Origin of the sequence: Streptomyces sp. NPDC046900 (assembly GCF_040644975.1) — a bacterium.
Classification (GTDB): Bacteria; Actinomycetota; Actinomycetes; order Streptomycetales; family Streptomycetaceae; genus Streptomyces.
In genome coordinates this window covers 1-11,618 of sequence record NZ_JBEYXD010000064.1, presented here as the reverse complement: position 1 = coordinate 11,618, position 11,618 = coordinate 1, and the positions used below count along the sequence as shown (strand labels likewise).

Genomic DNA, 11,618 nt, shown 5'->3' with positions numbered 1-11,618 from the left:
CAGACAGAGGAACAGTCATGAAAGCCATCACCGCCTCAGACCGCGACGCCGGCGTCAGCGGGCTGACCCTGACCGACCTGCCGTATCCCCATGCCGCCGAGAACGACGTCATCGTTCGGGTGCATGCCGCGGGGTTCACCCGTGGAGAGCTCGACTGGCCCGGAACGTGGTCCGATCGTGCCGGCCGCGACCGCACGCCGAGCGTGCCCGGGCACGAGGTCTCTGGTGTCGTGGCGGAGCTCGGATACGGAACCACCGGCCTCACCGTCGGCCAGCGGGTCTTCGGACTGACCGACTGGGCCCGCAACGGCTCGCTGGCCGAGTACGTCGCCGTGGAGGCCCGCAACCTCGCCCCGCTTCCCGCGGATGTCGACCACACGGTGGCGGCCGCGCTGCCGATCTCCGGGCTGACCGCCTGGCAGGGCCTGTTCGACCACGCGCGGATCATGACAGGCCAGACCGTCCTGATCCACGGCGCCGCGGGGGGCGTCGGTTCGATCGCGGTGCAGTTCGCGCTGGAGGCGGGAGCCCGCGTGATCGGCACCGGTCGGTCCGCCGACCGGGACACCATCCTCGCTCTGGGCGCGCATACGTTCCTGGACCTCGAGGCCGGCCGGCTGAAGGACTCCGGCGAGGTCGACGTGGTATTCGACGTGATCGGCGGTGACATCCTCGACCGCTCGGCGGCGCTCGTCCGCGCCGGTGGCACGCTCGTCACGATCGCCGAGCCACCCACCGTCCGGCCCAAGGACGGACGGGCGCTGTTCTTCGTCGTGGAACCCGACCGCGCACGCCTCGCGGATCTTGCGCAGCGGCTCCGGGACGGGCGGCTCGACGTGCGGGTCGGCGCGGTCCGCCCGCTGGCCGAGGCAGCCGCCGCCTTCACCCCTGAGCGGCGCGTCACCGGCAGGACGATCATCCGGGTCGTCGAGGATCCCCAGTGATCACAGAGTGTCGCAACTCCGTGATCACCAGGAAGATGTTCAGCAGTTTCGACAGGACCCCGGCGCACTCTTTGTTCGACGGAGGGGATCAGGTCCGAGCTCCGGCTCCAGCCGCCGCGCGGTGACGGCCGGAGCCACCGAGTCAGCAAGACCGGCAGGTCCCGGTCCCGTTGCCGAACGAGGTACGGGCGAACCAGGTCCGTGCCTCGTCGGCGGACAGGACGCGGGTCAGCTCGGCCGCACCCGGGAGAAGCTGAAAGAACCGGTCGGCACTCCAACTGCGGTGATACATCCACTCGTCCAGCACGAGCAGACGGCATCCCTCCACCACGGGGATGTCGTCTGGCAGCCCCTCGTTCCAGTCCGCTCGCCGTCCGGGGCGAAGAGTTCGAGGGCCCCGGTGGCGACGGCCTCGGTGCATCCTCGTTGCGTCCTCGGGCGGGCTCGGGGTCCGTGCCAGGCGGACGCTCTCAGCCGAAGGCGCAGTGCCGGGCACATGGCCGCCGACGAGGACGTGGGCGAGCAGCGTGCCCGACTGTCCAACTGGACGTTGTCCCCGATGCCGCCGATGCGCACCTCGAACCTGGTCCCGGAGGGCCGGTGCAGCACGACCAGGCGGTCGTCGTCCAGGACGGCCGGCGCGTAGACCAGGCGCTTGAGGTCGTGCCGCTCCAGGGCTGCCAGGTCGCGGCGCACGCCGGCGCCAGACGCTCAACGAGACCCTTCGCATCAAGCCCAACGCACCAGCCGGCCCAAAAACGGCACCTGCCGAGACGTGTGCAGGGTCGGCGAGCGCGCGGTCAGAACCAGTGCAGGCAGTGCGGGGAGCGCTCGGCGCGGAAGAGGGCGTCAGCGAGGGTGGCCGCACCCGGGCTGTGGGTCCGGATGTGTCCGGCACGCACGAGCGTGCTCGGGGCGGTGCCGCCGAGGTAGACGGAACCCAGGTCGCTCACGTCCAGCGACAGGTCGGGCTCCCGGTCCGTCGGGACGCAGTCGGCCTTGCCGTCGCGGACGGTCAGCAGGTAGCGGCCGTGCTCGCCGAGGAACGGGTCGTCGACGTCGAGGACAAGCTCGCCGTCCGTGAACCAGCCGCGCGCCGTCAGCGCACGCGGGACGTCCAGCAGCCGCGCCCAGAGCCAGTCGGTGTCGTTGCTCACCTGGCCGGCGCGGAAGTCCGCAAGCTGCCAGCGCAGCGGGTGGTCGGGCGGGACGTGCTTGAAAACGACCTGGCTGACCAGGTCGTGTCCGAGCACGAACCGGGCCAGGGCCGTGAAGACGGCGTCGTCGGTGGCGATGGTCTCGTCGACCGTCAAGGTGTCGGGCTCGCTCAGCGAGTAGCTGGCGTACCCGTCCGGCACGCCGTCGGCGTCACGGTGGACGGCGACGTGGCGTCGCGCCGGAGAGACCGGGGGCTGCCCCGCGCCCAGGGCCCACCAGCGGTGCGGTCGGGACAGCGCGCCGGGCTGTGCGCGGCGGTACCGGTCGTAGACCTCTTCCAGGATCTCGCCGCAGTGGGCACGCCGCAGCAGCTCGATCGAGCCGGTGTCCGACCCGGTCGCCGGAGCGTCGGCCGTTCCGCGCGCCCGGGGCAGGGCGAGGGCGGCCTTGTGACGCGGCACCGTCACCCGCTGCGTGTAGGTCGCCGGTCCGTAGCCGAACCTGCGGTAGATCAAGGCCTCGGAAGCCAGCAGTACAGAGAGGAACTCCCCTCGGGCCCGCAGATCGTTGAGCTGATGCCGCATCATCGCGCTGAGCACGCCCTGGCGTCGATGCGAGGGCAGGACGCCGACGGCGGTCACTCCGGGGGCCGGGGCGAGGATCTCGCCGGGCAGGGTGAGTTCGAAGGAGTACGCACCGGCGGTGCCGACGGGCCGCCCGTCCGCCGTCATGGCGAGCAGGTTGCGGTCCATTTCGAGCGCCGACCACCAGACCCCGCGGCCCTCGGTCGGAGTCTCCGGGAAGCGCCCGAACGCGGCATGGAGAGTGTCGACGAAGACGTCGTGGTCCTGGTCGGTCGTGGAACGTATCTCCATTGCTGCCGCTGCCTCCCCGGGATACCGGCACCACGACTCGTGGTGCCCCGCCACAGTGCAGCGTTGACCCGTAACCGGGTCAAGCGGATTACGGTCGGGCCCGCGGCCGGTCACAGCACAGCCAGGTCCCAGCCCGGCCCCGGGGGAAGTCGCGGCGGTCGGGCACGGCATCAACAAGTCTGCGTCAACGAGCGGATCGATCCGCAACCGCCAACCGCCAAAGAGGCGACGTCGTCTTTCTGCAGGAACGGGCTACGTCTGCTGCTCTTCGGCCCCTGCTGGGAGAGTGGGCATGCCAGAGCCTTCGCACCGGCACCCGGCCTGTGCGAAGGCTCCTAAGCAAATCAGTCCCCGGTAGTGCTGCCCGTGTCCTGAAGCTTCAGTCGTCACTGTCGCCTCGGTATCGCGCCGGCTTGCCGGGGGCCTAAACCACATCCTGTCCAAGTCACTCCGCCGACTAGGCGTCCTCATCGACTTTGCAGCTCTTTCGGTGTTATGGCCTAATAACCAGGGTGCTCCCTATATGTCGCAAGTCAATAGGTTTCGGGTAAATTCCACAGGGGAATTCTCCGCGATCACCTACGACTGCGGCACCCGGCCCGCCCGGCGGCCTGCTCCGTTAAACCGAGCGCGGTATCCGCTCGGCGGTGCGTGCACGCCGGCACCTGCCGCCGCAGCGCATCCAGCGCCTGCGCCCGCGTGACACCGACACCGGCTGCCCTTGACGACCGTCCAGCTGTCGCCCGTTTCGCCTGGTCGGCGCCAACGAATCTGCTCGCCTCCGGGTCCCAGGGGTACATCCCGGCGCGTGACGTGCAGTGGGCAGAGGCAGGGAAACCTGGTCAGGCCTCCGCTCGTCAGGCCAGTCCGGCGTCGATGGCGCGGCGGACGGCGTCGGCCCGGTCGCGGATGTCCGCCTTGGCGAACAGGTTGTTGATGTGGGTCTTCACCGTGGCTTCGCTGATGAAGAGCCGCTCGGCGATGGCCCGGTTGGGAAGGCCCTGGCCGATCAGGGTGAGCACTTCGCGTTCCCGGGGCGTGAGGTCTGCCGGCAATGGCTCCTGGGATGCCGGCTGCTTGGTCCGTACGGCGGCGAGGAGCCGGTCCTGGACCTCGCGGTCGAGTACCGACTGGCCGGCGGCGTCGGCCCGGATCGCTCGTGTGATGTCCTGGCGCCCGGCGTTCTTGGTCAGGTAGCCGCGGGCTCCCGCGCTCAGGGCGGCCATGATCGAGTCGGCCTCGGCGAAGGTGGTGAGCACCACCACGGCCACGCCCGGGTGCGCCTCGCTCAGCCGGCGAGTCGCCGCGGTCCCGTCCATGACGGGCATTCTCAGGTCCATGAGGACGACGTCCACCGGGTCGGCGGCCACAGCTGCCAGAACCTCGTTCCCGTTGGCCGCGGTCGCGACGACGTCGATGTCCTGGGCCAGTGAAAGGACCGCGGCCTGCGGTTCCCGGACGGCGGCCTGGTCGTCGGCGACGATCACTTTGACAGGCCGGGAGGCACCGGTGGACTCGCTCATCCCGGGATCACCGCCTCCACCTGCCAGCCACCCCGGTCCGGTCCCTCGGTGATCGGTCCCGTGGTGATGCTGCCGCCGAGCAGGGCGACGCGTTCGCGCATTCCGATCAGTCCCATCCCGTTGCCCGGGCCCGTGGTCACCTGTCTGGTGGCGGGGCGGTTGCGGATCGTCAGTGCGGTCGATCCGTCGGCGAACCTCAGCTGCACGCCGACCTCGCCGAGATCGACGCGCGAGCGGTGTCCACCTGAGCCGGGCGGTCTGGGGTGCGCGGCACCGCCTGGTAGGCGGTGCAGGCGACCAGGTCGGCGGTCCGGGATGGACGGCGAGGGCTCCGATGAACCAGGGGTCTTCGGTCTTCATCGAGCTCGTCGCCCTCGACGTCCTGGCCGACCGCGGGTCCGGGACCTCATGCGTGCCAGCGCTGTCATCCCGGTGTCGACGCGGCCGGATGCCTGGCCGGGACGGGTGGTGCGCCGCGCTGAAAAGCAGGGCTCGACCGCAGTGTAGGCGCCTGTCACGGGTGGGTCTAAGGTCGGAATATCAGGGTCAGAACGATGGGAGGCAGTCGGCAAATGGCGCAGGACGAGGCCGTGATCGGCTGCACGGGGGAACTGCTCATCGGCACGCGTGGATCCGCCGGTCCCGGCGAGATCCTGGTGCGGGTCAGAGGCGGCTCCGAAACCTTCCTCGCCTGGTCGCAGGAGCCCCTGCCGATCGGGACGACGGTGCTTGTGGTCGAGTCCCGAGGGTGTCGTGAGGTCGACGTCATCGAGTGGGGCGATCCATTGGACACGTTGCGCGGCGATGCCGCCGACGTCGGTTAAGGAGAAGAGGATGTTCGGTTACCGCGTTCCCGCCCCCGACGAGGCGATGCTGATCTCGGGTGGACGGCGGGGACTGGGGGGCGCGCCGTTCAGGGTGGTGACGGGGCACGGCAAGTTCGTGCTTCCCGTCGTCCGCAAGGTCCGCTTTCTTACCCTGTCGATGTGCGAGGCCGAGGTCACCGAGACCTGCGTGACCAGGCAGGGCATCGCGCTCAACGTCCGTGCCGTGATCGCGTTCAAGGTCGGCAACGACAACGAGAGCATCATCAACGCCGGACAGCGATTCCTCTCCGACCAGGACCAGATGTCGGTGCTGACCGGCCGGATCTTCGCCGGCCATCTGCGCGCCATCATCGGCTCGATGACGGTCGAGGAGATCGTCACGGAGCGGCAGAAGCTCGCTGCCGAGGTGCTGGACACCTCCAAGACCGAGATGGCGAAGATCGGCCTGATAGTGGACTCGCTGCAGATCCAGTCGATCGACGACGGCGACACCGGCTACATCGACGCGATGTCCGCGCCGCACAAAGCGGCCATCCAGCGGCAGGCCCAGATCGCCCAGGCCCAGGCCAACCAGGCCGCGGCCGAGGCGGAGCAGGACGCGGCGCGCAAGCAGGCCGAGTACGCCCGGCAGACGGCGGTCGTGAAGGCCGAGTACTCGGCCGAGGTGGACCGCGCCCAGGCGCACTCCTCCCAGGCCGGACCGCTCGCCCAGGCGCACGCCCAGCAGGAGGTGCTCGCCGCCCAGACCGAGCTGGCGCAGCGGCAGGCCAAGCTGCGGCAGCAGCAGCTCGTGGCCGAGGTCGTGAAGCCCGCGGAGGCCGAGGCGGAGCGGGTCAGGATCCTCGCCATCGCCGAGGCGGAGCGCATGAAGATCCAGGCGGAGGCCGCGGCCTCGCACGACCGGGTCGCCCTCGACCGCATGCTGATCGACCAGCTCCCGCAGATCGTGAAGGAGGCCGCGGGCGGCCTCTCCGGTGCCAATGTCAACGTCCTGAACGGCGCGGACGGTCTTGGCGAGATCGCGGCCGGTCTGGTCGCCCAGGGCCTGACGATCCTGGACTCGGTCCGGCAGAACCTCAACGGCCAGGGCGGCCAGAACACCAGCGGCCGCCCCGAGGAGGGCAACGGCCGGTTCGAACTGCAGGGCCCGCGTACGCCGGGGCAGGACGCCGGCGAGGAGAGGTAGTAGGCCTCAGGTCCCTCTCGGGGCTCTCCGGCTGCGCGGTGCTCGCCGCACCACGCGGTCGGAGAACTGCCTTGCTGATCAGTGATAGGCACGTCCGGCCTCCCTCGGCTACGTGATCACGCGAGGTGGCCGCCGCGATGCAGGGCCGCGCGGCACGCGCCGCCCTCCGCGGGTCGTCATGGCACCGCACAGCCGGACCGCCCCAACCACAGGGACATCAGCGGCCCACAGCGGAAAGCGGGGAAAGGCACCTGAGGGTGGTGTTGAATACGGCTCCGTGAACGAGAGTGGGCGCGCGGCGAGCCGGACGGCGGTGCTGGTCTGCCAGGGGCGGGCGGCCGCTGACGGACGGTTTGCCACAGGCCGGTTCGCGGATCGGGTGGCGGTGCGGCTGCTGCGCGGCGCGGAGCGGACGCCCGTGGACGAGGTACGCGCGAGCACTCCGCCCCAGGGCTGGCAGGCGCGCACCGCGTACGAGAGTGTGCGGGCATGCGCCGAGGTGGTCGTACCGCGGACGGTCGCGATCGACGACGCCCTGCGAGCCCACAGAACCCGCCAGCTCGTGATCCTCGGCGCCGGTCTGGATACGCGCGCGTGGCGTCTGCCCGAGCTCGCGCAGACGGATGTGTGGGAGGTCGACCATCCGGCCTCCCAGCAGGACAAGCGCGCCCGCCTCGCCGAGGCCGCGCACGTGGGGCCCGAGCCGGATGCGGGCGAAGGCACCGGCGCCGAGCTACCGGCCCTCGCCCGTTCCGTTCGGTTCACGCCGGTCGATTTCGCCGTCGATGATCTCGGTGCAGCGTTGGACGCCGCCGGGCACGACGCGTCCGCGCCGACGACATGGCTGTGGGAAGGCGTCGTCCCGTACCTCACACGCGACCAGGTGCGTGCCACGGTGGCGGCGCTCGCCGCCCGGACGGTCCCGGGCAGTGCACTCGTCGTCAACTATCAGGCGCCGTCGGTGAAAGCGGACGCAGGGCGGCTGCTGACACGCGTGCTCGGCAGTTCCGTCACGGCGGGCGAGCCGTGGCGCTCACTGTGGCGGCCGCAGCGGATGGCCGCACTGCTCGCGGAGTACGGCCTTCGGGTGGTGTCGGACGACTCCCTGCTCGCCCTCGCACACACCCTCGGCAGCCCGGCACAACGGCGATCGTCCTTGCGGTCGGGTCGGGTAGCCGTGGCGGAGAGCCGCTGACGTGAGGTCCCACAAGCCGCTGCGAGCTCACATTGCGTCCGACCAGGGCTTGCCCTCGTCCCAGTGACGGACCCAGCCGGCGAAGCCGGACTCGCCGGTGGTGAACCCGAACTCGGACCCGAACGGCCCGGCACCCTCGCCGCTGATGTTCCAGACGTGTCCCCGGTGGGGGCCGGTGACGATGAGGTGCCAGTACATACCGCAGCCGTCGGTGCCCAGCACGATCGACCCATGGCCGAAGACCGGATCCAGCATCGGGCCCAGTTCGTCATCCGGGAGGTCGTCGTCCTCCCACACCCACATCTCCGTGAGCGGGAACGGCTTGGCCAGCTCACGGACCGTGTCGTCGTCCCGGTCATCGGGCAGCTCGCCGAGCGGCACGAGGCCGTAGTCGGGTGGGCCGAAGCCGCAGCCGTCGGCTATCTCCGCGACGCAGGTCCGGTAGGGCTCGGGCAGTGTGATCCCGTGTTCCGTCTCGAAGGCGCGGACCGCCTCCCAGCCCAGCGGCTCCCCGGTGTCGAATGCCGCCCGGAGCATGGCCAGTTCCTCGGGGCGCGCGTGCTCAGTGTCCATGTGGCGCATAGCTATCACCCACCACTGTCAGATCACGGGGTGGGTGGCCCTAGAGCTGTGTACGAGGGCTCGATGAGGCAAGCCGGGCGTCCTTGCCGGCGGTCCGGCCCGGTCACCGGCCGGCGGTCCGGCCCGGTCATGCAGCCGATGCCAGGACGGGGGCGACGGGAACCGACGGGGCCGGCTGCTCGGCCCAGACGATCTTCCCGGTGGCAGTGAAGCGGGTTCCCCACCGTTCGGCGAGCTGGGCGACGAGAAAGATGCCGCGACCGCCTTCGTCCGTGTCCGCTGCGTAGCGCAGGTGCGGGGAGGTGCTACTGCCGTCGCTGACCTCGATCACCAGGTTGGTGTCGCGCAGAAGGCGCAGGTGGACAGGGGGTGCCGCATAGCGGATGGCGTTGGTGACCAGCTCACTGAGGATGAGTTCGGTAGTGAATGCCGTCTCCTCCAGGTTCCAGTCGGCCAGCTTCGCGCACACCTCGGCGCGCAGGGCGGGCACCGCGGCGGGAAAGGACGGGATGTCCCATTCGGCGATACGGTCACGCGGAAACGCGCGGGTGCGGGCGATCAGGAGAGCGACGTCATCGACTGGACTGGCCGGCAGCACCGTCTTCAGGATCGTCTCGCACGTCTCCTCCGGGTCGGTCCCCGCGCCGGAGAGCGAGTCACACAGCAGCCTCAGGCCGGCCTCTATGTCGCGGTTCCGGTTCGCGATGAGCCCGTCGGTGTAGAGCACGAGCTGCGTGTCCTCCGGCAGCTGCCGCTCGTCCGCCTCGAAACGCAGGCCGCATGCACCGAGCGGGGGGTTGTCGGGCAGATCGAGAATCTCCACGCGGCCGTCCGGAGAGACGACGGCAGGCGGAAGGTGACCCGCTCTTGCCATCACGCAGTTGCAGGAGACCGGGTCGTAGATCGCATACAGGCAGGTAGCCGCGATCCCCTCCTCACCGGCGTCCACCTCGGCATCCATCTGATTGACCACCTCGTTGAGGCGGGCCAGCAACTCGTCGGGCGGCAGGTCAAGGGTGGAGAAATTGCATACCGCGGTGCGCAGCCGACCCATGGTGACCGCGGAGCGCAGGCCATGGCCGACCACGTCCCCGACCACGAGGGCGGTGCGGAAGCCTGGGAGAAGGATCACGTCGAACCAGTCCCCGCCGACCTCGGCCTCGGCGGGCACGTACCGGACCGCCGGCCGGACGGTGCTGGTGTCCGGCAGTACCCGGGGCAGCAGGCTGCGCTGCAGCGTGGTGGCGATGGCACGCTCGCGGGTGTAGCTGCGAGCCAGCTGAGAGACCGCAAGGCCGACGACCAGCAGCAGCCCGGCGGTGATGACATCGTCCACGTTGTTTATGCGGGTGAAGCTCGCGAACGGAGCGGTGAACAAGAAGACGAACCACACCGCGGCGGACAAGGCCGCGAGCACCGCTACCCAGCGGTAACCGAAGGCGGCCACCGTCACGACGACCAACATCAGGATCAGTGCCACGTTGGTGTGGGACAGAACGTCTCCGGCGGGCAGCAGAAGCGCGCAGATGGCGAGCGGGACTGCCACAGCCGCAAGAAGCGCGGTCAGCCCCTTGACCGGATCACGAGGCATGCCACACCTCCCTTCACTCTGGTGTAAAGCGCTCACGTGGCGCTGCCGGTCGATACGGACCTGGCCGGAACCTCACCGGGTCGAGGCCTTCGACGGCGTTCGCCACCCTGCGGAGAAGCGTGGGCACGACACTTTGCCCGGCTCCTACTGGGTTCCCCCGTGCAGCTCATCGACCCCTCCGGGCGTGCACTCGTAAGCGTCCGCGGCAGGCCCGGGCGCCCAGGTGGGCCGAGCCGCGCGGAGACGCCTGGCGCGCCCGGCACACCTCCGACACCGCCTGTGTCACTGACGCACTCCGACGGACTCAACCGCAAGTCACAGGGCCACGCGGGGTGGTGATGATCGTGCGGGCATCTCCCGCGGGTGGTCGCGCCGACCCGCTCATCCCATGTGTGGTCGTGGGCCTTCAGGCCGCGTGCCCGAACGGGGTGATCCCGATCTTCCCCTGGCAGGGGGAGATGTCGCGGGGGACACGACCGAAGTCGCGGAGTCACCGGGCACCCGCGCGTGCCCCGCGTACGGCGGAGCGTAGAAGTCGTCACCGGCGCAGATCTTCTCCGTGGCCGACTTCCAGACGAGGTCGAACGTCGTCACATGCTGGGGAAGGAGCCGGACGGGCGCGGGATGTGGGGGCTCATGGCGTGTGACCGAGAGGGGACGCCGGCTGGTGCTGTCGCCCCGGGCTCAACCATCGGCATCGCCCTCCACACCTTCCTCAAGCGCTGGACGACGCTGGCCATGATGGTGCTGTTCGTGATGCTCAACTTCACCAGCTCCGGCGGCATCTTCCAGCCCGCGTTGCAGAACGGCTTCTTCGGCGCACTGCACGCCTTCTGGAACGGCGCCGGCTTCGTCGAGGGCGCACGCAGCCTGCTCTACTTCGATTCGGCAGGCTCTGCCGGCCGCATCCTCACCCTGGTTCTCTGGCTGGTCGCGGGACTGCTGCTGATGGCCGCCGCCGCGGTCGCCGAGCGTCGCGCCGCCCCTGCCCCGGCAGTGGCCCCACCGGCGAACGCGAAGCAGGACGCCGAAGACGAGGCGGCCGAGGAGGAAATCGGCGAGGCCGTCGCGGTCTGACGCCATCCCGGGCCAGGGCGCCCCGGCCGAGGGCACTCGCCCGAACACCTACCGCATTTGGTGGCTGACCAGGACGGATGCCGACACGAGAGGGCGGGGCTCAGTCCGGCCGGCTCCTGCCCTGTCTCGTTGCCGCTGTCTCCCGGGTTCGCGCCCCACCCTCGGGCGCACTCAGAGGACGACCCAAGCCGCGGAGGCCGCCTCCAGACCCACATCCGGCCCCCGACGTCCTGCACGTCTCCCGAAGCAAGGAAGCGGCGCGCTGGTGCCAGGGGCAGTCTGGTTAGTGGAGGTGGGTTGTCGTGGCGCGAAACGAAGCCATCTTGCCCGTCGAGGACGCCGCAGTACTGGAAGCCCTGTTCGACCAGTCCCCTACAGGCCTGCTGATCCTGGACACGGAGCTGCGCATCCTACGGATCAACCTCACCAGGCCCGTGCTGCACGCAGCGCCCCTGCAACAGATCGTCGGTCGGCACATCACCGACGTATACGACCTTTCCGCACCCGGTGACGTGGAGGCGATGCTGGGCGACGTGCTGAAGAGCGGCGCGCCGGCACAGGGGCGACTGGTGGGGGTGCGTCCGAAGGGCGCGCCGGGGCCGGAGTACCTGTTCTCCGTCTCGGCCTCTCGACTGGAAAGCCCGCAGGGGAGGATCTTGG

At 70.0% G+C, this 11,618-nt stretch carries 10 protein-coding genes and 2 pseudogenes; 6 read left to right on the top strand and 6 right to left on the bottom strand.

The features are described 5' to 3' along the window. Positions 1 to 17 precede the first annotated feature (17 nt). Positions 18 to 944 carry an NADP-dependent oxidoreductase gene (locus tag ABZ904_RS37480; RefSeq protein WP_359403319.1) on the top strand — a complete coding sequence of 309 codons (927 nt, stop codon included), beginning with the start codon at positions 18 to 20 and terminating at the stop codon, positions 942 to 944. Positions 945 to 1,172: 228 nt separating this feature from the next. Here the strand turns inward: ABZ904_RS37480 and ABZ904_RS37475 are convergent, their stop codons facing one another. The 4 genes and pseudogenes from ABZ904_RS37475 to ABZ904_RS37460 all read right to left on the bottom strand — a co-directional run. Further along, positions 1,173 to 1,640, bottom strand: coding sequence for a hypothetical protein (locus tag ABZ904_RS37475; protein ID WP_360994769.1), 468 nt, complete (start codon positions 1,638 to 1,640; stop codon positions 1,173 to 1,175). A gap of 104 nt (positions 1,641 to 1,744) precedes the next feature. Beyond that, the gene (locus tag ABZ904_RS37470) at positions 1,745 to 2,977 is read right to left on the bottom strand and encodes a GNAT family N-acetyltransferase (protein ID WP_359403328.1); all 1,233 of its coding nucleotides are present in this window, start codon (positions 2,975 to 2,977) and stop codon (positions 1,745 to 1,747) included. Between the two features lie 857 nt (positions 2,978 to 3,834). Continuing rightward, positions 3,835 to 4,500: a response regulator transcription factor gene (locus tag ABZ904_RS37465; protein WP_361828645.1), complete on the bottom strand. Its 666-nt coding sequence runs from the start codon at positions 4,498 to 4,500 to the stop codon at positions 3,835 to 3,837. Next, positions 4,497 to 4,718: pseudogene (locus tag ABZ904_RS37460) on the bottom strand (two-component sensor histidine kinase); the annotation flags it as partial. The pseudogene ABZ904_RS37460 and the gene ABZ904_RS37465, both read right to left, overlap by 4 nt. A gap of 354 nt (positions 4,719 to 5,072) precedes the next feature. Between ABZ904_RS37460 and ABZ904_RS37455 the strand changes: the two are divergent. The 3 genes from ABZ904_RS37455 to ABZ904_RS37445 all read left to right on the top strand — a co-directional run bounded on the left by ABZ904_RS37455 (position 5,073) and on the right by ABZ904_RS37445 (position 7,708). Then, positions 5,073 to 5,324, top strand: coding sequence for a hypothetical protein (locus tag ABZ904_RS37455; RefSeq protein ID WP_311700470.1), 252 nt, complete (start codon positions 5,073 to 5,075; stop codon positions 5,322 to 5,324). 10 nt (positions 5,325 to 5,334) lie between these two features. After that, positions 5,335 to 6,513, top strand: coding sequence for an SPFH domain-containing protein (locus ABZ904_RS37450; protein ID WP_359403331.1), 1,179 nt, complete (start codon positions 5,335 to 5,337; stop codon positions 6,511 to 6,513). A gap of 277 nt (positions 6,514 to 6,790) precedes the next feature. After that, positions 6,791 to 7,708, top strand: coding sequence for a class I SAM-dependent methyltransferase (locus ABZ904_RS37445; RefSeq protein WP_360994757.1), 918 nt, complete (start codon positions 6,791 to 6,793; stop codon positions 7,706 to 7,708). Positions 7,709 to 7,735: 27 nt separating this feature from the next. Here ABZ904_RS37445 and ABZ904_RS37440 read toward each other — a convergent pair whose 3' ends face one another. Beyond that, complete coding sequence (locus ABZ904_RS37440) at positions 7,736 to 8,281, bottom strand: SMI1/KNR4 family protein (RefSeq protein WP_359403336.1); 546 nt, start codon at positions 8,279 to 8,281, stop codon at positions 7,736 to 7,738. Positions 8,282 to 8,417: 136 nt separating this feature from the next. Beyond that, complete coding sequence (locus ABZ904_RS37435; protein ID WP_359403339.1) at positions 8,418 to 9,881, bottom strand: SpoIIE family protein phosphatase; 1,464 nt, start codon at positions 9,879 to 9,881, stop codon at positions 8,418 to 8,420. 690 nt (positions 9,882 to 10,571) lie between these two features. Here ABZ904_RS37435 and ABZ904_RS37430 point away from each other — a divergent pair. Together ABZ904_RS37430 and ABZ904_RS37425 are read left to right on the top strand one after the other, a co-directional pair. After that, positions 10,572 to 10,958, top strand: a pseudogene (locus tag ABZ904_RS37430) (hypothetical protein); the annotation flags it as partial. 323 nt (positions 10,959 to 11,281) lie between these two features. Then, positions 11,282 to 11,618, top strand: a 337-nt coding sequence (locus tag ABZ904_RS37425; protein WP_361828641.1) for a PAS domain-containing protein, incomplete at its 3' end; no start/stop codon positions are given.

Coding starts and splice junctions, on each gene's coding strand:
- ABZ904_RS37480 (WP_359403319.1), top strand. CDS start 18: ATGAAAGCCATCACCGCCTCAGACCGCGACGCCGGCGTCAGCGGGCTG.
- ABZ904_RS37470 (WP_359403328.1), bottom strand. CDS start 2,977: ATGGAGATACGTTCCACGACCGACCAGGACCACGACGTCTTCGTCGAC.
- ABZ904_RS37465 (WP_361828645.1), bottom strand. CDS start 4,500: ATGAGCGAGTCCACCGGTGCCTCCCGGCCTGTCAAAGTGATCGTCGCC.
- ABZ904_RS37455 (WP_311700470.1), top strand. CDS start 5,073: ATGGCGCAGGACGAGGCCGTGATCGGCTGCACGGGGGAACTGCTCATC.
- ABZ904_RS37450 (WP_359403331.1), top strand. CDS start 5,335: ATGTTCGGTTACCGCGTTCCCGCCCCCGACGAGGCGATGCTGATCTCG.
- ABZ904_RS37440 (WP_359403336.1), bottom strand. CDS start 8,281: ATGGACACTGAGCACGCGCGCCCCGAGGAACTGGCCATGCTCCGGGCG.
- ABZ904_RS37435 (WP_359403339.1), bottom strand. CDS start 9,881: ATGCCTCGTGATCCGGTCAAGGGGCTGACCGCGCTTCTTGCGGCTGTG.